Origin of the sequence: Rhizobium bangladeshense (assembly GCF_017357245.1) — a bacterium.
Lineage (GTDB): Bacteria > Pseudomonadota > Alphaproteobacteria > Rhizobiales > Rhizobiaceae > Rhizobium > Rhizobium bangladeshense.
This window is the reverse complement of record NZ_CP071612.1, coordinates 168,185-187,423: the sequence shown is the minus strand read 5'-3', so window position 1 is coordinate 187,423 and position 19,239 is coordinate 168,185. Positions and strand designations below refer to the sequence as shown.

At 62.7% G+C, this 19,239-nt stretch carries 21 protein-coding genes; 20 read left to right on the top strand and 1 reads right to left on the bottom strand.

Annotation, left to right across the window (positions count from 1 at the left end; translation table 11 throughout):
• Window positions 1-155 precede the first annotated feature (155 nt).
• The 6 genes from mepA to J2J98_RS00860 all read left to right on the top strand — a co-directional run bounded on the left by mepA (window position 156) and on the right by J2J98_RS00860 (window position 6,172).
• Window positions 156-1,232, top strand: a complete 1,077-nt coding sequence (gene mepA / locus J2J98_RS00885; protein ID WP_207602097.1) for a penicillin-insensitive murein endopeptidase — start codon at window positions 156-158, stop codon at window positions 1,230-1,232.
• Window positions 1,233-1,318: 86 nt separating this feature from the next.
• Window positions 1,319-1,699 (top strand): methylglyoxal synthase, encoded by a 381-nt coding sequence (locus J2J98_RS00880; RefSeq protein ID WP_064707596.1) that lies wholly within the window; start codon window positions 1,319-1,321, stop codon window positions 1,697-1,699.
• A 17-nt stretch (window positions 1,700-1,716) separates the two neighbouring features.
• Window positions 1,717-2,742, top strand: coding sequence for a glucokinase (locus J2J98_RS00875; RefSeq protein WP_207602096.1), 1,026 nt, complete (start codon window positions 1,717-1,719; stop codon window positions 2,740-2,742).
• A 145-nt stretch (window positions 2,743-2,887) separates the two neighbouring features.
• Window positions 2,888-4,675 (top strand): ABC transporter ATP-binding protein, encoded by a 1,788-nt coding sequence (locus tag J2J98_RS00870; protein ID WP_207602095.1) that lies wholly within the window; start codon window positions 2,888-2,890, stop codon window positions 4,673-4,675.
• A gap of 15 nt (window positions 4,676-4,690) precedes the next feature.
• A complete protein-coding gene (dapB, locus tag J2J98_RS00865; RefSeq protein WP_064707593.1) occupies window positions 4,691-5,515 on the top strand; it encodes a 4-hydroxy-tetrahydrodipicolinate reductase in 825 nt (274 codons plus the stop codon).
• A gap of 21 nt (window positions 5,516-5,536) precedes the next feature.
• Window positions 5,537-6,172 carry a 2,3-bisphosphoglycerate-dependent phosphoglycerate mutase gene (locus J2J98_RS00860; protein WP_207602094.1) on the top strand — a complete coding sequence of 212 codons (636 nt, stop codon included), beginning with the start codon at window positions 5,537-5,539 and terminating at the stop codon, window positions 6,170-6,172.
• A gap of 43 nt (window positions 6,173-6,215) precedes the next feature.
• Here the strand turns inward: J2J98_RS00860 and phnF are convergent, their stop codons facing one another.
• The gene (phnF, locus tag J2J98_RS00855) at window positions 6,216-6,953 is read right to left on the bottom strand and encodes a phosphonate metabolism transcriptional regulator PhnF (protein ID WP_207602093.1); all 738 of its coding nucleotides are present in this window, start codon (window positions 6,951-6,953) and stop codon (window positions 6,216-6,218) included.
• A 176-nt stretch (window positions 6,954-7,129) separates the two neighbouring features.
• On the opposite strand from phnF, the gene phnG reads away from it, so the two are divergent.
• The 14 genes from phnG (at window position 7,130) to phnN (ending at window position 19,234) form a co-directional block, all read left to right on the top strand.
• Window positions 7,130-7,606 carry a phosphonate C-P lyase system protein PhnG gene (phnG, locus tag J2J98_RS00850; protein WP_207602092.1) on the top strand — a complete coding sequence of 159 codons (477 nt, stop codon included), beginning with the start codon at window positions 7,130-7,132 and terminating at the stop codon, window positions 7,604-7,606.
• Window positions 7,606-8,214 carry a phosphonate C-P lyase system protein PhnH gene (gene phnH, locus J2J98_RS00845; RefSeq protein WP_207602091.1) on the top strand — a complete coding sequence of 203 codons (609 nt, stop codon included), beginning with the start codon at window positions 7,606-7,608 and terminating at the stop codon, window positions 8,212-8,214. The genes phnG and phnH overlap by 1 nt, the downstream gene beginning before the upstream one ends.
• Window positions 8,215-8,218: 4 nt before the next feature.
• A complete protein-coding gene (locus J2J98_RS00840; protein WP_207602090.1) occupies window positions 8,219-9,325 on the top strand; it encodes a carbon-phosphorus lyase complex subunit in 1,107 nt (368 codons plus the stop codon).
• A complete protein-coding gene (locus J2J98_RS00835; protein WP_064707587.1) occupies window positions 9,322-10,197 on the top strand; it encodes an alpha-D-ribose 1-methylphosphonate 5-phosphate C-P-lyase PhnJ in 876 nt (291 codons plus the stop codon). Before J2J98_RS00840 ends, J2J98_RS00835 begins: the two co-directional genes overlap by 4 nt.
• Window positions 10,194-10,970 (top strand): phosphonate C-P lyase system protein PhnK, encoded by a 777-nt coding sequence (gene phnK / locus J2J98_RS00830; protein ID WP_138394422.1) that lies wholly within the window; start codon window positions 10,194-10,196, stop codon window positions 10,968-10,970. Before J2J98_RS00835 ends, phnK begins: the two co-directional genes overlap by 4 nt.
• Window positions 10,971-11,000: 30 nt before the next feature.
• Window positions 11,001-11,708, top strand: a complete 708-nt coding sequence (gene phnL, locus J2J98_RS00825; protein ID WP_207602089.1) for a phosphonate C-P lyase system protein PhnL — start codon at window positions 11,001-11,003, stop codon at window positions 11,706-11,708.
• Window positions 11,705-12,322 carry a DapH/DapD/GlmU-related protein gene (locus tag J2J98_RS00820; RefSeq protein WP_207602088.1) on the top strand — a complete coding sequence of 206 codons (618 nt, stop codon included), beginning with the start codon at window positions 11,705-11,707 and terminating at the stop codon, window positions 12,320-12,322. Before phnL ends, J2J98_RS00820 begins: the two co-directional genes overlap by 4 nt.
• A gap of 117 nt (window positions 12,323-12,439) precedes the next feature.
• Window positions 12,440-13,282, top strand: a complete 843-nt coding sequence (phnC, locus tag J2J98_RS00815) for a phosphonate ABC transporter ATP-binding protein (RefSeq protein WP_207603059.1) — start codon at window positions 12,440-12,442, stop codon at window positions 13,280-13,282.
• A 69-nt stretch (window positions 13,283-13,351) separates the two neighbouring features.
• Window positions 13,352-14,263, top strand: a complete 912-nt coding sequence (phnD, locus tag J2J98_RS00810; protein WP_138394424.1) for a phosphonate ABC transporter substrate-binding protein — start codon at window positions 13,352-13,354, stop codon at window positions 14,261-14,263.
• 68 nt (window positions 14,264-14,331) lie between these two features.
• Complete coding sequence (gene phnE, locus J2J98_RS00805) at window positions 14,332-15,312, top strand: phosphonate ABC transporter, permease protein PhnE (RefSeq protein ID WP_207602087.1); 981 nt, start codon at window positions 14,332-14,334, stop codon at window positions 15,310-15,312.
• On the top strand, window positions 15,312-16,664 hold the full coding sequence (phnE, locus tag J2J98_RS00800; protein WP_207602086.1) for a phosphonate ABC transporter, permease protein PhnE: 1,353 nt from the start codon (window positions 15,312-15,314) through the stop codon (window positions 16,662-16,664). Before phnE (J2J98_RS00805) ends, phnE (J2J98_RS00800) begins: the two co-directional genes overlap by 1 nt.
• Window positions 16,665-16,783: 119 nt before the next feature.
• Window positions 16,784-17,479, top strand: coding sequence for a DUF1045 domain-containing protein (locus tag J2J98_RS00795; RefSeq protein WP_207602085.1), 696 nt, complete (start codon window positions 16,784-16,786; stop codon window positions 17,477-17,479).
• A gap of 13 nt (window positions 17,480-17,492) precedes the next feature.
• Window positions 17,493-18,632, top strand: coding sequence for an alpha-D-ribose 1-methylphosphonate 5-triphosphate diphosphatase (locus J2J98_RS00790; RefSeq protein ID WP_207602084.1), 1,140 nt, complete (start codon window positions 17,493-17,495; stop codon window positions 18,630-18,632).
• Complete coding sequence (gene phnN / locus J2J98_RS00785; RefSeq protein WP_207602083.1) at window positions 18,629-19,234, top strand: phosphonate metabolism protein/1,5-bisphosphokinase (PRPP-forming) PhnN; 606 nt, start codon at window positions 18,629-18,631, stop codon at window positions 19,232-19,234. The genes J2J98_RS00790 and phnN overlap by 4 nt, the downstream gene beginning before the upstream one ends.
• Window positions 19,235-19,239 lie beyond the last annotated feature (5 nt).

Sequence of the window (19,239 nt, the reverse complement as noted above, 5' to 3'; positions counted from 1 at the left end):
CCGGCCCGTACCTGACAAAGGGCAGCTTCGGCGGCGCTGCGGCGATCCGCCACCGGCTCCTCCCGCGCCCGTCCGTCAAATCATCGATTCACCAAAATCGCTTTTCACGATAGATTCGAACGCAAATCACTTCGGCATCGACTTAAGGGAACAGCATGGCTCTCGGCTTCGCCCAGGCTTTCAGAACATTCGGCAGACTAACGCTTGCCGGCGCGATCGGCGCAGGCCTCGCCGCCGGCGACGTCGGCGCACAGCAGAAGACGCCAAGCCCAGGCAGCGCCAAGGCTCTATTTGCAGGCGCCAGCCTGCCGACGCAGGGGCCGGCGCTGCCGATCGGCTTCTATGCAAAGGGCTGCATGACCGGCGCGGTGGCGCTGCCGACCGACGGGCCGACCTGGCAGGCGATGCGGCTTTCACGCAACCGCCGCTGGGGCAACCCGGCGATGATCGCGCTCTTGGAACGGTTTTCGCAGGACGCGGTCAAATATGCCGGCTGGCCTGGCATTCTCGTCGGCGATATCGCGCAGCCGCGCGGCGGGCCGATGCTCAACGGCCATTCCTCGCACCAGATCGGCCTCGATGCCGATATCTGGTTCACCCCGATGCCGGCGCGCCGCATGACGCCCCAGGAGCGCGAGGACCTGCCATTCACCAGCATGCTGCAGAAGGACAAATTCCTCACCGTCAACCCCAAGGTATGGAGCCAATCGCGCGCGCGGCTTTTGATGCTGGCGGCAAGCTATCCCGAAGTGGAGCGCATCTTCGTCAATCCGGCGATCAAGAAGAAGATGTGTGACACCTGGACGGGCGACCGCACCAACCTTGGCAAGCTCCGGCCGATATACGGCCATGACTCGCATTTCCACATCCGCATCAAATGCCCGCCCGGCGCTGCCGGATGCACGCCGCAAGCCCCGGTCCCCGCCGGAGACGGCTGCGACAAGTCGCTCGCCTATTGGTTCACGCCGGCGCCCTGGGCGCCGCCGAAACCACCCAAGCCCGGCGCCAAGCCGCCGAAGCCGCCGCGTGAGATGATGGTCTCCGATCTGCCGAAGGCCTGCGCCGCGGTTCTCGATGCCGCTTCCGTCGCTTCGATGCAAGCCGCCACCTATGGCGGGCCCTCCGCCGCAAGCGCGTTCGCCGCCGCTCCGGCGGCCGCGTCGGCTGACGATAGCGATGACGCATTGCCGGATGTCGGCCCGGTCCCGAACGACAAGCCGGCGCTCCAATGAAGTGGCCGACGCTCTGTCTTTCAAATCGCAAATTCTTGGTATAAAGCGATCAAATCGATTGAATTGTTGGGGCGGAGATTCACTTCATGGCCGGCAGCAAATGCCTTGCGCTGATCGCGCATGACCAGAAGAAGGACGACATGGCGGCATTCGCCCGCGCCAATCAGGACCTTCTCTCGCGCTGGAAGATCGTCGCGACGGGCACGACCGGCGGCCGGGTGCTTGACGCCGCTCCCGATCTCGACGTCACCAGGCTCAAAAGCGGTCCGCTCGGTGGCGATCAGCAGATCGGCGCGCTGATTTCGACCGGTGAGGTCGACGCCCTGATCTTCTTCGTCGACCCGCTGACCCCGATGCCGCATGATGTCGACGTGAAGGCACTGATGCGGTTGGCGATCGTCTACGACATTCCGATGGCGCTCAACCACGCGACCGCTATAAAGCTCCTTCCCACACTCGAAGCCTGATCAGCACGGAACCGGCCATGCCAAAACCGAACCACAGCACCGCTCCGCTGCCTTTCCCGATCCTGATCGGCGATATCGGCGGCACTAATGCCCGCTTCTCCATCCTGACCGACGCCTATGCCGAGCCGAAGCAGTTTCCAAATGTGCGCACGGCGGATTTTTCCACGATCGACGAAGCGATCCAGAGGGGCGTGCTCGACAAGACGGCGGTGCAGCCGCGTTCGGCCATCCTCGCCGTCGCCGGTCCGATCAACGACGACGAGATTCCTCTGACAAATTGCGATTGGGTAGTCCGGCCTAAGACGATGATCGGCGGCCTCGGCATAGAGGATGTGCTCGTCGTCAACGATTTCGAGGCGCAGGCGCTGGCAATCGCCGCCCTATCCGATGAGAACCGTGAGCGCATCGGCAATGCCACCGGCGACATGATCGCCTCGCGCGTCGTTCTCGGACCCGGCACCGGCCTCGGCGTCGGCGGGCTCGTGCATGCCCAGCAGAGCTGGATCCCGGTTCCCGGCGAAGGCGGTCATGTCGATCTCGGGCCGCGCAGCAAACGCGATTATGAAATCTTTCCGCATATCGAGACGATCGAAGGCCGCGTTTCGGCCGAACAGATCCTCTGCGGGCGCGGCCTCGTCAATCTCTATAACGCCATCTGCGTCGTCGACGGCATCCAGCCGACGATGAAGGATCCCGCCGACATCACCTCGCATGCGCTTGCCGACAGCGACAAGGCGGCCGTTGAGACCGTCTCGCTGTTTGCCACCTATCTCGGCCGCGTGGCGGGCGACATGGCGATGGTGTTCATGGCGCGCGGCGGCGTCTATCTCTCCGGCGGCATCTCACAAAAGATCCTCCCGGCGCTGAAGAAGCCGGAATTCCGCATCGCCTTCGAAGACAAGGCGCCGCATACAGCGCTGCTTCGCACCATTCCCACCTATGTGGTGACGCATCCGCTGGCAGCCCTTGCCGGGCTTTCCGCCTATGCCCGAATGCCGGCGAATTTCGGCGTATCGACGGAAGGCCGCCGCTGGCGGCGTTGACCCCGCGCCCAAGGCAGGCAGAGCGTGCTGGCCCGCCCAGTCGGACGCGCGGCGCTCTAGCCAAACCAATCCTAACTCTTTATAGAGCCGGCAAAAGCGCGTGCCGCATCCATGGCGCGCCGGCACAGGACAGGAAAGCTCATTTTTGGAAGCCGCGGAAAGCAGAAAGCAGAGCGTCAACAGCGATACCGTGACCGGCATCCTGAAGCGCATCATCGCTGAAAACGGCCGCGACCATCTCTGGGGTTATGTCTTTGCGATCGCCTGCCTCGTGGTCGTGGCGCTTTCGACGGCGTTCACTGCATGGATCATGCGGGCGATCATCGACGAGGCCTTCGCCAACCGCCGCGCCGACGTCGTCTGGATCATCTGTCTTTCGATCTTCGTTGCCTTCGTGTTGCGCGGTTTTGCCAGCTACGGCCAGGCCGTGGCGCTTTCCAAGGTCGGCAACAATATCGTCGCCCGATATCAGCGCCGCCTCTATGCGCATCTGATGACGCTTTCTGTCGGCTTTTTCAGTGAGGCACGGTCGGCCCATATCGCCGCGCAGGTGAGCCAGAACGTCAGCGGCATCCGCGACGTGCTCAATCTGACGATCACCTCGACGGTGCGCGACCTCCTGACCTTCGTTTCGCTGATCGGCGTGATGGTCCTTCAGGACCCGCTGCTCAGCCTGGCCGTGTTCATCATGGCGCCGCCGCTGCTCTATGCGCTGCGTTATGTTTCCAAGCGGCTTCGCTCGGCAACCCGCGAGGCCGTGCATCTGAACAGCCACGTGCTGGGGGCGATGCAGGAGACGATCCAGGGTATTGCCATCGTCAAAGCCTTCACGATGGAAGAGGAGCTGGAGAACAAGGTCAACAAGCTCATCACGGCCGCCGAGAACCGGGCGAACCGGATTGCCCGGCTTTCCGAACGCACTTCGCCGCTGACGGAGAGCTTTGCGGGCTTTGCCGTCGCCAGCGTGCTTGCCTATGCCGCCTATCGCTCGATCTATTACAATGTGGCCCCGGGCGCCTTCTTCTCCTTCGTGACGGCGCTGCTGCTTGCCTATGACCCGGCCCGCCGCCTTGCCCGCCTGCAGGTGCAGATGGAACGCGCCGTCGTCAATGCGCGGATGATCTACGAACTGCTCGACATGGAGCCGCGCCAGCGCGACCTCCCGGATGCCCGGCCGCTGACGGTGACGCAGGCGCGCATCGAATTCCGCAATGTTTCCTTCGCCTACGGCAATGAAAGCGTGCTGAACAACGTCAGCTTCGTCGCCGAGGGCGGAGCGACCACGGCGCTCGTCGGCCCCTCGGGCGCTGGCAAATCCACCGTCATCAGCCTCATTCCGCGCTTCTACGATCCGCGTGAAGGCGAGATCCTGATCGACGGACAGGATATCGCCCACATCACCAAGAAGTCGCTGCGCCAGCAGCTCGCCTATGTCTCGCAGCAGCCCTACCTGTTCGAGGGTACGATCCGCGACAACATCCGCTACGGCCGGCCGGAAGCGACCGATGCCGAGGTGGAAGAGGCGGCTCGGCTCGCCTATGCGCATGATTTCATCTCGGCCCAGCCACAGGGTTACGATACGCCGGTCGGTGAAAACGGCGTGACGCTTTCGGGCGGCCAGCGTCAGCGGCTTTCCATCGCGCGCGCACTGGTGCGCAAGGCGCCGATCCTGCTCCTCGACGAAGCGACGTCGGCCCTCGACACCGAATCCGAGGCCGCCGTGCAGAAGGCGCTCGACGAGGCGATGACGGGGCGCACCGTCGTCGTCATTGCCCACCGGCTGTCGACCGTGGTGCGCGCCGACAAGATCGTCGTCATGCAGCAGGGCCGGGTCGTCGAGGAAGGCAATCACGAGGCGCTTGCGAAGGTCAGTGACGGTCTTTACGCTCGCCTCAACAACCTGCAGAGGCCTTCGGCCTCCGATTCAAACTAACTTGGTGAGACGGACATGAGCGATGCTGCGATGAAACTAGTGGTGGTTGGCGCGGCGGGACGCATGGGACAGACGCTGATCCGGCTCGTCCATTCGATCGACGGCGTGACATTGCACGCTGCCGTCGAGCGTGTCGGCTCGCCCTTCGTCGGCAAGGATGCTGGCGAGATGGCGGGCCTCGGCCCGACCGGAGTCATGATCGGCGACGACCCGCTCCAGGCATTTCTCCATGCCGAAGGCGTGCTCGACTTCACCTCGCCTGCCGCAAGCGTGGAATTCGCCGGCCTCGCCGCGCAGGCCCGTATCGTTCATGTCGTCGGCACGACGGGCTGCTCGACCGAGGACAACGCGAAGATCGCCGCCGCGGCACGCCATGCCCGCATCGTCAAGTCGGGCAATATGAGCCTTGGCGTCAATCTGCTCAGCGTCCTGGTCGAACAGGCGGCGCGGGCGCTCGATCCTGTTGATTGGGACATCGAGATCCTGGAAATGCATCACAAGCACAAAGTCGACGCCCCTTCCGGCACTGCACTTCTTTTCGGCGAAGCGGCGGCCAGGGGCCGCAATGTCGATCTCGCCTCGAAATCGGTCAGGGTGCGCGATGGACATACCGGCGCCCGGGAGGCGGGTACGATCGGTTTTGCGACGCTGCGCGGCGGCTCCGTCATCGGCGAGCATTCCGTGCTTTTCGCCGGCGAAGGCGAAATCGTCAGCCTGTCGCACAGTGCGGCCGACCGTTCGATCTTCGCACGCGGTGCCATCAAGGCGGCGCTCTGGGCGCGCGACAAGAAGCCGGGGCTCTATTCCATGCTCGACGTGCTCGGGCTTTCTTCCCAATAAGGATATTACGGAGGCATATTCATGAGCGGTACCCTCGTCCTCGTTCGTCACGGCCAGAGCGACTGGAACTTGAAGAATCTCTTCACCGGCTGGAAGGATCCCGATCTGACCGAGCTCGGCATCCAGGAAGCCAATGCGGGCGGCGCCGCACTTGCCGAATACGGGATCAAATTCGACATCGCCTTTACCTCGGCTCTGGTTCGCGCGCAGCACACGCTGAAGCTCATTCTCGACAAGGTCGGTCAACCTGACCTCGAGACGATCCGCGACCAGGCGTTGAACGAGCGTGACTACGGCGACCTCTCCGGCCTCAACAAGGATGATGCGCGCGCCAAATGGGGCGAGGAACAGGTGCATATCTGGCGCCGTTCCTACGACGTGCCGCCGCCCGGCGGCGAGAGCCTGCGCGACACCGGCGCGCGCGTCTGGCCTTACTACCTCACGGAAATCCTGCCGCGCGTGCTGCGCGGCGAGAAGGTGCTGGTTGCCGCGCATGGCAATTCGCTGCGTTCGCTCGTCATGGTGCTCGACAAGCTCAGCAAAGAAGGCGTGCTTGCCCTCAACCTCGCGACCGGCGTTCCCATGGTCTACAAGCTGAATGCGGATTCCACCGTCGCTTCCAAGGAAGTGCTGGGCGATATGTCCGGCGCGCATTGAATTCAAGTAGGCGTGCCACCGGAGCCGGTCGGCACGCCAAGCCTCAATTCTCGATGGTGAACTGCACCCGATCAGCCGCAAACCGGCTAATGGAATATTGCACCGGCACGCCATCAAGATCGGTGTTCATCGCCTTGGCGATCAGAAGGATCGCGCCAGGGGTGAGCTCTAGGTCAGCCAGATCGGCAGTAGCAGCATGCGCCGCCGTTACCTCGGTTGTCGCCCGGACGTAGTCCACCAGCCCGAGTTCGGCGAAAGCCTTGGTGATCGATTCGTGATTTCGGTAGGCCTCGCCGATCCCGGCGAAACGTTCGGCGGGAAACCAGCTCGTCGCCCTTGAAACCGGCCGCTTGTCGGCCTCGCGCAGCGTTTCAAGCCGGATCACCTCTGCTCCCGGCTTCAGGCCAAGCCAGCGAGCGACCTCGGCGCTCGCCTCCTCCTTTGCCTCCTCGAGCAGAAGTCCTCGCATCTCGCGCGCCTGATCGCCGATACCGGCGGTAAAGCGGGTGCGCCGCGTGATCGGGAAGTTGAAGCGCTCCTTGCGCTCGATCAGCGTGCCGCGACCTTGCACCGCACGCACGATCCCCTCTTGCGCCAGCGCCGCCAGAGCGCTGCGCACCGTATGCCGGTTGACGCCGAACTGCAGCGCCAGCCCGGTTTCTGGCGGCACCATTCCAGTTTCGTCATAGGCGCCGGCGCTGATCGCCTCCCGTATCCGGTCGGCAATCTGACGCCAAAGCGCCACACCCGTTTGCCTTTGCACCTGCTTCAATCCCGCCATTCCACCCTGCCCTGCCACTTCATTCCCACTGCTTGGATCAAAGCGTTACAGAGTCGCCTGCGCAGCGAAAAGATGCGTTACGCCTGAGATGTCACACCCTTGTCACGACTTCGATCTAAGCCTAGAAATATCTTGTATAGTTGTCTATATCAATAGATATTTCCGGGAAGATGGCGATGATATCAGCGGAGAATAGGGACGCTGCGTCACAGAGGGTGTCGGCGCGCAAACGCGCCGCCGATCTGCTGGCGCGCGCAAAACGAAGCGAGCTCTCGGCGGTCTGGGATGCGTTGCCGGAAAAGCCTCAGGTGCAGCCGGTGCGCGGACCCGAAACCGGCCTGGTGATGGTGCGCGGGCGCATCGGTGGCGGCGGAGCCGCCTTCAATCTTGGGGAAGTGACGGTGACGCGTGCTTCGGTCCGGCTCGACTCCGGATCGGTCGGGCATGCGCAGGCGCTCGGCACCGACCGGGAAAAGGCCCGTCTTGCGGCGATGTTCGACGCGCTCTGGCAGCAGGAGGCGACCAGGGAATTTGTGGAACAGGCCCTGCTTCTGCCGATCGAGGAACGGATAGCCGCTGCCGAACGCCGTAAGGCGGATGAGACGGCGGCAACCCGCGTCGACTTTTTCACTATGGTGCGGGGTGACGACTGATGGGTCTGAAGATAGAAGCCCTGATCGGCGGCTTTGCCGCCCCGGTGTTCCACGCCCAGAGCGTTTTCAAGATGCTGATGGACGGCATGGCCCGTCCCGGCACGATCCAGACCGTTGAGCCCGATATCGCTCCGCCCGGGCCGTTCGGCATCGCCGCCGGCGCGATCGCGCTGACACTTTGCGACCATGACACGCCGGTCTGGCTTTCGCAGGGATTGGCCAAATCGGCTGTGCCGGAATGGCTCGGCTTCCACACTGGCGCTCCGCTGACGAGCGAAAAGGCCGAGGCGCGCTTCGCTTTCACGGAAGCCGGTACCGCGCTTTCCTCCTTCGGCGTCTTTGCATCGGGCACGCAGGAATATCCCGACCGTTCGACGACCATTATCATCGAACTCGCCGAGCTGGAGGGCGGGCGCAGATTGGCACTGATCGGCCCCGGCATCCAGAGCGAGACTGAGATCGCGCCCAGGGGGCTGCCCGAGACCTTTCTGCCGCTTTGGACGGACAATCGTGCGCTCTTTCCGCGCGGCATCGACATCGTGCTGACATCGGGCAAACGCTTCCTCTGTCTGCCGCGCACCACCAAGATCACAGCAACGGAGATCTGAGCTCATGTATGTTGCCGTCAAGGGTGGCGAGGCCGCCATTGCCAATGCCCACCGCCTGCTTGCCGACCGCCGCCGCGGCGACCGTTCTCTGCCGGCGATCGGCATCGACCAGATCGTGGCGCAGTTGGGCCTCGCCGTTGACCGCGTGATGGCGGAGGCCTCGCTTTTCGACCGCACGCTTGCAGCGCTCGCCATCCGCCAATCGCGCGGCGATATGATCGAGGCGATCTTCCTGCTGCGCGCCTACCGCACGACTCTGCCGCGCTTCGGCTATTCAAGGCCGCTCGACACGGCTGATATGACGATCGAACGGCGCATCTCGGCGACCTACAAGGATCTGCCGGGCGGCCAGCTTCTTGGGCCTACCTTCGATTATACCCATCGGCTGCTCGATCCCTCGCTGCTTCAGGACGAAGCGGTCGAGGCGCCTGCCCAGCGTACGGCGGAGACCGGCCGCGTCATGCGCGTATCCGAAATTCTCGGCGAGGAAGGCCTGATCGAGGCAGACGGCGACATGCCGGAAGATCACGAGATCGGCGACCTGACCCGCGAGCCGATGGAATTCCCGATGACCCGCGACCTGCGCCTGCAGGCGCTTGCCCGGGGCGACGAGGGCTTCCTGCTGGCGCTCGGCTACTCCACCCAGCGCGGCTATGGCCGCAATCACCCCTTCACCGGCGAGATCCGCATCGGCGAAGTCGAGGTGGAATTCGACGTGGCGGAGCTCGGCTTCGCCGTCTCGCTCGGCGTAATCCAAATCACTGAATGCCAGATGGTCAACCAGTTCAAGGGATCGGCCAAGGCGCCGCCGCAATTCACCCGCGGCTACGGCCTCGTCTTCGGCCAGAGCGAGCGCAAGGCGATGGCGATGTCTCTGGTCGATAGGGCGTTGCGCGCCGAAGAGCTCGGCGAGGACATCACCGCGCCTGCGCAGGATGAGGAATTCGTCATTTCCCATTCCGACAACGTCCAGGCGACCGGTTTCGTCGAGCACCTGAAGCTTCCGCATTATGTGGACTTCCAGGCCGAACTCGATCTCGTCCGCCGCATGCGCCGCGAATTCGAAGCCGCCCGCAGTGCTGGCGAAGACATGAAGGAAGCCGCCGAATGAGCGATCTCGCCAGCTACAACTTCGCCTATCTCGACGAGCAGACCAAGCGGATGATCCGCCGCGCCATCCTGAAGGCAATCGCCATTCCAGGCTACCAGGTGCCTTTCGCCTCGCGCGAAATGCCGATGCCCTACGGCTGGGGCACCGGCGGCGTGCAGGTGACGGCCTCGATCATCGGGCCTGACGACGTGCTGAAGGTCATCGATCAGGGCGCCGACGATACGACCAACGCCGTTTCCATCCGCGCCTTCTTCCAAAAGGTCGCCAATGTCGCGGTGACGACGCATACCAGGGATGCGACGATCATCCAGACGCGCCACCGCATCCCGGAGGAAAAGCTCGGAGCCGGCCAGGTGCTGGTCTATCAGGTGCCGATCCCAGAGCCGCTGCGCTTCCTTGAGCCCCGCGAGACCGAGACCCGCAAGATGCATGCGCTCGAAGAATACGGCCTCATGCATGTGAAGCTCTACGAGGACATCGCGCGCAACGGTCGCATCGCCACCACCTATGCCTATCCGGTCAAGGTGCATGGACGTTACGTCATGGATCCTTCGCCGACACCGAAGTTCGACAATCCGAAGATGCACAAGTCGGAAGCGCTGCAGCTTTTCGGCGCCGGTCGCGAAAAGCGCATCTATGCCGTGCCGCCCTATACCGACGTCGTCAGCCTGGATTTCGAAGACCATCCCTTCGAGATCCAGCGCTTCGGCAAACCCTGCGCGCTCTGCGGCGCAGAAGATGTCTACCTCGACGAGGTCATCCTCGACGACAAGGGCGGCCGCATGTTCGTCTGCTCCGATACCGACCATTGCGAAGATCGCCGGGCGCAGGGGCATGCCGGCGAAATGCTGGCCCGGGAGGCTGCGGAATGACCGACACGGCGCTTCTCAAAGTCAACGACCTCTCAAAATTCTACGGCAATCGCATCGGCTGCCGGAACGTCTCCTTCGAGCTCTGGCCCGGCGAGGTGCTCGCCATCGTCGGCGAATCGGGTTCCGGCAAGACAACGCTGCTCAACTGCATCTCCACCAGGCTGATGCCGACCACCGGCAGCGTAGAGTACCACATGCGCGACGGCAGCTACCGCGACCTCTACCATATGAATGAGGCCGAGCGCCGCTTCCTGATGCGCACCGACTGGGGGTTCGTACACCAGAACCCCGCCGACGGGCTGCGCATGACCGTCTCGGCCGGCGCCAATGTCGGTGAACGGCTGATGGCGATCGGCGACCGGCACTACGGCAAGATCCGCTCGGCCGCCATCGACTGGCTCGAACGTGTCGAGATCGACGCAGAGCGCATCGACGACCAGCCGCGCGCCTTTTCCGGCGGCATGCGCCAGCGCCTGCAAATTGCCCGCAATCTCGTCACCGGGCCGCGCCTCGTCTTCATGGACGAACCCACCGGCGGTCTCGACGTTTCGGTGCAGGCGCGCCTGCTCGATCTGGTGCGCGGCCTCGTCAACGATCTTGGCCTCTCGGCCATCATCGTCACCCACGATCTCGCCGTCGCCCGGCTTCTCTCGCACCGGATGATGGTGATGAAGGATGGCTGCGTCATCGAACACGGTCTGACAGATCGTGTGCTCGACGATCCGCGGGAGCCTTACACCCAGCTGCTCGTCTCCTCGATCCTGCAGGTCTGAGCCATCGTTAGAAACCAGGAAAGAAGAATCATGGCCACGCCCCTCGTCGTTTCCGAAGTCTCGAAAAGCTTCACCATGCACCTGCGCGACGGCATCAGGCTGCCCGTCGTCTCCGACGTCGCCTTCTCTGTGTCGTCAGGCGAATGCGTCGTGCTCGGCGGCCCCTCTGGCATCGGCAAGAGCTCGCTGCTCAAGATGATCTACGGCAATTATGCCGTCGATACCGGGCAGATCCTCGTCCACCACGACGGGCGCATCGTCGATCTTGCCTCGGCCGACCCGCGCACCGTGCTCAACGTGCGGCGCCATACGCTCGGCTATGTCAGCCAATTCCTGCGCACCGTCCCGCGTGTCGCGGCCATAGACGTAGTGGCCGAGCCGCTTGTCGCACGCGGCGAACAGGCCGTGGCGGCGCGGGAAAAGGCCGGTGCCCTGCTCGCCAAACTCAACCTGCCCGAAACGCTCTGGCAGCTTCCGCCCGCCACCTTTTCGGGCGGAGAACAACAACGGGTCAACATCGCGCGCGGCTTCATCACCGACCATACGATCCTGCTTCTCGACGAACCCACAGCGTCGCTCGATGCACGAAATCGGGCCGTCGTCGTCAGCATGATTGCCGAAAAGAAGCGGGCGGGCGTTGCTCTCCTCGGCATCTTCCACGACGAGGAAGTGCGCGAAGCCGTCGCCGAGCGCATCCTCGATGTCCAGCAGTTCTCTCCACGAAAGATCGCTGCATGAACCGGAAGCTGGGCCTTGAGCCCTATATCGACGAGACTGCATCCGTCAGCGATTCCACCCTCGGGCGCTATACCGAAATCTCGGAACGCTGCCGCATCAGCGAGGTAACCTTCGGCGACTATTCCTACATCATGCAGGACGGCTCCATCTGGTGCGCGACGATCGGCAAATTCGTCAATATTGCCGCCGCCGTTCGCATCAACGCCACCAACCATCCGACCTGGCGCGCGACGCTGCACCATTTCACCTATCGCGCCGCAGATTACTGGCCGGACGGCGACATGGAGGAGGATTTCTTCGCCTGGCGGCGCTTGAATCGCGTGACGATCGGCAATGACGTCTGGATCGGCCATGGGGCGACGATCCTGCCGGGCGTCAGCGTCGGCAACGGCGCGGTGATAGGCGCCGGTGCCGTCGTATCGAAAGACGTCGCGTCCTACACGATCGTCGGCGGCGTCCCGGCCCGGCTGATCCGCGATCGGTTTTCTGAGGCGCTCGGAGAACGCATGGACGAACTCGCCTGGTGGGATTGGGAACATGACCGGCTGCGCCTGGCACTCCAGGATTTTCGCAACCTGAGCGCGGAAGATTTCCTCTCCCGCTACGGCGGCTAAACCTCCGATACCAGCGCCAGGAATTGTGACAAGACTTACACAAATATGACATCTGAGGGTCATCAAGCGGGACTAATGCGATCCTGATAAAGGCCCGGGATGCAGGGGAAGAGCATGATGTTCACGCTGAAGGATGTCACACGTCGATTCGGAAACAAACTCGCCGTCGACGCCGTCACACTCGAGATTTCTCAGGGTCAGATGGTTGGCATCATCGGCCGCTCCGGCGCCGGCAAGTCGACGCTCCTGCGCATTATCAACCGGCTCCAGGAGCCGAGCTCCGGCTCGATTCACTTTGCCGGCGTCGAAGTCTCCGGACTTCGTGGCCGGGCGCTGCGCAACTGGCAGCGCGACTGTGCGATGATCTTCCAGCAGTTCAACCTGGTGCCGCGCCTTGATGTTCTCACAAATGTCATGCTCGGCCGGCTCAATCACCGCTCGACGCTTCTGAGCCTGCTCAGCGTCTTCACACGCGAGGAGCGTATTCACGCCATCGCCGCGCTCGAACGCCTCGGCATTGAGCAGACGGCGCTGCAGCCGGCCGGCACGCTTTCCGGCGGACAACAGCAGCGCGTGGCGATTGCCCGCGCGCTCATGCAGAACCCGAAGATGGTTCTCGCCGACGAGCCGATCGCCTCGCTCGACCCGCTGAACGCCAAGATCGTCATGGATGCGCTGCGCGATATCAACGAGCGCGAGGGCATCATCGTAATCACCAATCTGCACACGCTCGACACCGCCCGCAACTACTGTGAGCGCATCATCGGCATGGCCGGTGGCCGCGTCGTCTTCGACGGAAAGCCCTCGGAGTTGACCGCGGAGGCTGTCAAGGAAATCTACGGGACGGATAAGGACGGCGCCGGCATCGACGAAACGGTGACCTCGACCAGCATTGAATCCACTCGTCGCCCCGAAATCGCATCATCCGGCATGACGGCCAAAGCCGCCGCCATGCATTGAACCGTTTCCGGCCGACGGGACAACGGCCGGAGAACCAACTGACAAGCCACGTCACAAAAGGAGACTTCCATGTCTGCATTCCGCAATATCCTGATGGCTACCATCGCCGTAGCCGCCCTCGCCGGCAATGCCGCCGCACAGGACGTCAAGGTGCTCCGCATCGGACTCGATGGCGGTGAAAACGAAGCCGACCAGGTTCGCCGCACCGAGTGCGTCAAGCCGGGCCTGACCGCTGCCACCGGTGTTTCCGAAGTCCAGCTCTTCCCATCGCCGAACTACAACGGCGTCATCCAGGGCCTGCTCGGTGGCACGATCGACCTCGCCGTCATGGGCGCTGCCTCCTACGCCGCGGTTTATATCAAAGATCCGAACGCCGTTACCCCGGTTCTGACCACGAAGCAGGCCGACGGTTCGACCGGCTACTATTCGATCATGGTTGCCCGCAAGGATTCCGGCATCAAGACGCTCGCCGACGCCAAGGGCAAGAAGCTCGGCTTCGCCGATCCCGACTCCACCTCCGGTTACCTCGTTCCTAACGTTGCCCTTCCGAAAGACACCGGCGCTCCCGTCAAGCAGTATTTCTCTGAAACCGGCTTCGGCGGCGGCCATGAGAACCTCGTTCTCGGCGTTCTCGACAAGAAGTTCGACGTCGGCACCACCTTCGGTTCCGGTCAGGGCGAGTGGGCGCAGGGCTACACCTCCGGCAACCTGCACCAGATGGTCGCCAAGGGCCTGCTCGACATGGACGATATCGTCGAGGTCTGGAAGTCGCCGCTCATCCCGAACGGTCCGCTGATGGTTTCCCAGAAGCTGCCGGCCGATCTCCAGAAGAAGGTTACCGCCTACTTCGCCGAGCTGCCGAAGACCGACAAGAGCTGCTTCGAATCGTTCACCGGCGGCGGCTACGTTGACTGGGCGCCGGTGGACCAGAGCTTCTACCAGACAATCATCGACGCCCGTAAGGCCGTGATCGGCGGCTGATCCTGAGTCTGAACAGTCTTGCGGCGGCATCATGATGGTGCCGCCGTTTTCCAAAAAGGAAGCCAGATATGGCGCACTCGGCCGGCGCGAACTCTCTGAACGGATTGCAGGAGAGCTCCCGCACCATCCTCGATAATTATCAGAGCCAAGTTCGAACGCGGCGGATCTACACCATCGTTTCAATCGTGGTCTTCGTCATCATCCTCGGCGCCTCGCTCGACTTCGCCAACAGCGCGAATTCGGGCAAGTTTTTCGAACGCCTTCCCTATTTCTTCGATTTCATGAAGAGTTTTGTGCCGGACAGCCCGCTGGAGATCTTCCGCGCCATGTTCGACCTGCCGTCGCCCTTTTCCGACGGTTCGATAAAATACGACTATACAAGCGACCGCGTCTGGATCACCGACAGTTTCTACATTCCGAATTTCTTCTACCAGCTCGCGATCACGCTCAACATCGCCATCGTCTCCACCATTCTTGGCGCAAGCGGCGCGTTCATGCTCTGCTTTTTCGCTTCCACCAACCTCGTCGGTGCAGGCGTAACCCGATGGATCGTGCGGCGCATCATGGAAATCATGCGCGCTTTTCCGGAAATCGTCATCGCCGGCTTGCTCGCGGCGATCCTGTCGATCGGGCCTATCTCGGCGATCATCGCGGTCTGGGTCCACACCGTCGGCGCGCTTGGAAAGCTGTTCTTCGAAGTCGTCGAGAACGCCGACATGAAGCCGGATGAGGGCCTGCGCGCAGTCGGCGCAGGATGGATCGAGCGTGTGCGTTTCGCCATCCTGCCGCAGGTGCTGCCGAACTTCGTCTCCTATACGCTGCTGCGCACCGAGATCAACGTGCGTGCCTCAACCATTATCGGCGCTGTTGGCGGCGGCGGCATAGGCGAGGTCTTCAGCCTGTCGATTGGTCGCGACCATGCCGCCAAGACTTACGCGATCATCATCCTGCTGCTGATCACCGTCATCTGCGTCGACCAGTTCTCCGCCTGGCTGCGCCGCCGCCTGATCGGCAAGCAGTCCTTCGAATTCGGCAGGGGAGCAGCGTGATGTCCTCTGTCTTGACCCTCGACACCGCCGAGCGCAACCGCCTGCTGACCGCCTATCCGGATGTCTTCCATCGCAGCTTCATGCAGCGCTGGGGTCTCCTCCTCATTTCGGCGGCAGTCCTCATCTATCTTGGCTTCTGCTTCGCCTTCTTCAACGTCATTCCGACTTTCGTGAACGGCAACTGGGACCGTGCGGCGATCTATGTCCAGGACTGGTATTCCTGGCGTGCCCAGCCACGCTTGCGTTTCCAGAACGATCAGGTCGTTCCCCAATGGACAAGTCGCCGGCAGTATCCCGAAGGCGCCGATATCGACTGGCTGAAGCCTAGTGCCGACGGGAGCAGATACATTGTCACCTTCGGCAGCGACGCCGACCGGCTGGAAGTAAGCCCGAGCCGCGTCGATGTCTATATCGACGGCAAGCTCTATCCCGTGACCATCACCCGCGACCGCGCCTCCATGCTCGCAAATGCGCCAGCCCAGATGCACCAGGACGACAACAAGGTGAATGTCTATTACGGCTTTGCCGGACAGGCAGAAATTCGAACTAGCCAGGTCTATGTGCAGCGCCGTTTTCTCGGCTGGGCGAACTTCTTCTTCGATACGCAATCGCCCTTCTGGGGCCACAGCCTGCCCGAGGTCATCGGCCTGATCTTCTCCGGCGAACGGCTCGATGCGAATCAGTCCAATGCTTCGCTGGCGTTCGACAACTTCCTCAACAATGCGAGTTGGCAGCACGGCGACATCCTGTCGAAACTGATGCAGACGCTGGTCATGGCCTTTGTCGGCACGCTGTTCGGCACCCTGGTCGCTTTCCCGCTCGCCTTCATCGGCGCGCGCAACATCATGCGCAGCCGCGCCGTGAACTGGGGCACGAAACGGCTCTTCGATTTCCTGCGCTCGATCGACATGCTGATCTGGGCACTGTTCTTCACCCGTGCCTTCGGCCCCGGGCCGCTTCCAGGGATCGCGGCAATCTTCTGCACCGATACGGGCGCACTCGGAAAAGTCTACGCCGAAGCGCTCGAGAACATCGACGACAAGCAACGCGAGGGCGTCAAGTCGGTGGGTGCGGCGCCGGTCGCCGTGCAACGTTTCGGCGTCATCCCACAGGTTCTGCCAGTCTTCATCTCGCAATCGCTCTACTTCTGGGAATCGAATACCCGCTCGGCGACCGTGATCGGTGCGGTCGGTGCGGGCGGCATTGGCCTCAAGCTGCTGGAATCCATGAAGACCAATTCGGACTGGGACAAGGTCGCCTATATGGTGCTTCTGATCCTCCTGGTGGTCTTTGCCTTCGACAATCTCTCGAATGCGCTGCGCTCGCGCGTGATGGGCAAAAAGAACCACTGAAGAGCTGCCGCATCATCATTCTGTCACGGAAATCTTTTAGCCGGGGAGCCTGCTTGCGGTTCGCCGCCAAATCACTGCACATTGCGCTCCCCATCTCGACGATCCCCAGGATAACAGCCTTGCGCTACGCTCTCTATTTCTCGCCGCCGAAGGATGATCCCCTGACCGGCGCGGCCTCGCTCTGGCTCGGTCGTGACGCCTTTACGGGCGAGACTTATCCTGCACCGAAACATGAGATGCTCGGTGCTGCGGAACAGTTCGAGCTGACCGCCGAGCCGCGCCGCTACGGCTTTCACGCCACGATCAAGGCGCCGTTTTCGCTCGCCGCCTCCGTCACCGAGAAGGATCTCATGGCGGTTGCCGAAGAGTTTGCTGCGCGCACGCCGGCCTTCGAGATTCCCGAACTCGTGCTCGGCCAGCTCGGCCGCTTTTTTGCCCTTGTTCCCGGCTCTCTTCATCAACCTCTTCAGGATTTCGCCGCGAAGGTGGTAAAATCCTTCGAGCCCTTTCGCGCAGCGCTCTCCGATGTCGACATCGCGCGGCGCAACCCGGAGAAGCTCAGCGAAAGCCAGCGCGCAAATCTGCAACGCTGGGGTTATCCTTACGTCATGGAGGATTTCGGTTTTCACATGACCCTGAGCGGCCAGGTACCCGCCGAGCGCGCCGATGTCATGAAGGCGATCCTGACTGAGCGTTTTGCCGGTTTCATCGGCCGGCCGCTTTCGATTTCCGGGCTTGCCGTCTTTACCGAGGAGACGCGCGGCGCCCCATTCAAAGTTCATTCCTGGCTGCCGCTCCGCGGCGCCAAATGCTGAAAGACCTGACGATATGAGCAAAGAGACCGTCTTTTCCAACGCCCGCATCGTTCTCGAGGACGACATCCTCTCAGGATCGATCCTCATACGCGACGGCAAGATCGCTGACATCTCCGAAGGCAATTCGGTAGTCGGCGAAGATTTTGAAGGCGACTACATTATTCCCGGCCTTGTCGAACTGCATACCGACCATCTCGAGGGCCATTATCAGCCGCGTCCGGGCATCCGCTGGCACAAGACGGCTGCCGTCCAGGCGCACGACGCGCAGATCGTCACATCGGGCATCACGACGGTCTTCGACTGCCTGCGCATGGGCGCGGACGAGGACGGCGGTTTCGAACATGGCGAGATGCGCGAGATGGCTGACGCCATCCAGTCGGCCGAAAAGGAAGGCAGGCTACGCGCCGAGCACCTCATCCACCTGCGCTGCGAAGTGTCGGCCGACAACGTGCTCGAACATTTTGCCGATTTCGAAAACGACCCGCATGTGCGGCTGGTCTCGTTGATGGATCACGCGCCGGGGCAGCGGCAGTTCCAGACGATGGATCAGTACATCTTCTACTATCAGAAGAAGCGGGGCCTGAGCAATGAAGCCTTCGCCCGGTTCGTCGCCAAACGACAGGCGGAATCGGCGCGCAACTCGACGCCGCATCGCGCCGCCATCGCCAAGGTCTGTGCCGAGCGCGGCATCACGGTTGCAAGCCATGACGATGCCACGCTTTCCCACGTCGACGAGGCGATCGATAATGGCGTCCGCCTTGCCGAGTTCCCGACAAGCTTCGATGCCGCCCGGGCATCGCACGAGCACGGCATGAGCGTGCTGATGGGCGCGCCCAACATCGTTCGCGGCAAATCCCATTCCGGCAACATCGCCGCCCGCGAACTCGCCGAAATGGGCGTGCTCGACGTCCTGTCGTCCGACTACGTGCCGCTCAGCCTGCTGCATGCACCCTTCATCCTCGCAGACGAGGTGGAGAGCATCACTCTTCCGAAAGCGATCGCAATGGTGACTTCGACTCCTGCTCGCACCGTCAGCCTCGACGATCGGGGCCGGATCGCAACCGGACTTCGTGCCGACCTCGTCCGCGTCCACCGCTCGCATGGCGTGCCGGTGACACGCTCCGTCTGGCGCCAGGGACGCCGAGTCGCATGACCCCGCACGAACCCCATGCGGCTGCCGGAGCCGAACGCGGCATCATGGTCGTCGTCGTCGGGCCGAGCGGCGCCGGCAAGGACACGCTGATGAACCTCGCTGCGCGGCGTTTTTCCGGCCGCGAAAATGTGCATTTCGCCCGCCGCGTCATCACACGTCATCGCGATGCCGGCGGCGAGGATCATCTTTCCGTCTCGCTCGAAGGCTTTGCAGCCATGGAGCAGTCAGGATCCTTCGCCGTCTGGTGGGAAGCGCACGGCCTGAAATACGGAATCCCCGCCGAGGTCTCGGTGGCGCTATCAAGGGGCCATCTCGTCGTGGCCAACGGCTCACGCTCGGCGCTTCACCGCTTCCAGGCCGCTTTCCCGCGACTGAAGGTCATCAATGTCACGGCCCGCCCCGAAGTGCTCGCCAGCCGGCTGGAAGCGCGCGGGCGCGAGACACATGAGGACATCATGGCCAGGCTTGCCCGCGGCCCGCTCACCGTGCGTGGCGACTACGACGTGACGGAACTCGACAATAGCGGCTCGCTCGAAGAAGCCGAGCAGAAGATGATCGCAATCCTGGACGGGTTACTGGCCGAAGTGCACTCGACACAGTAGAGCAG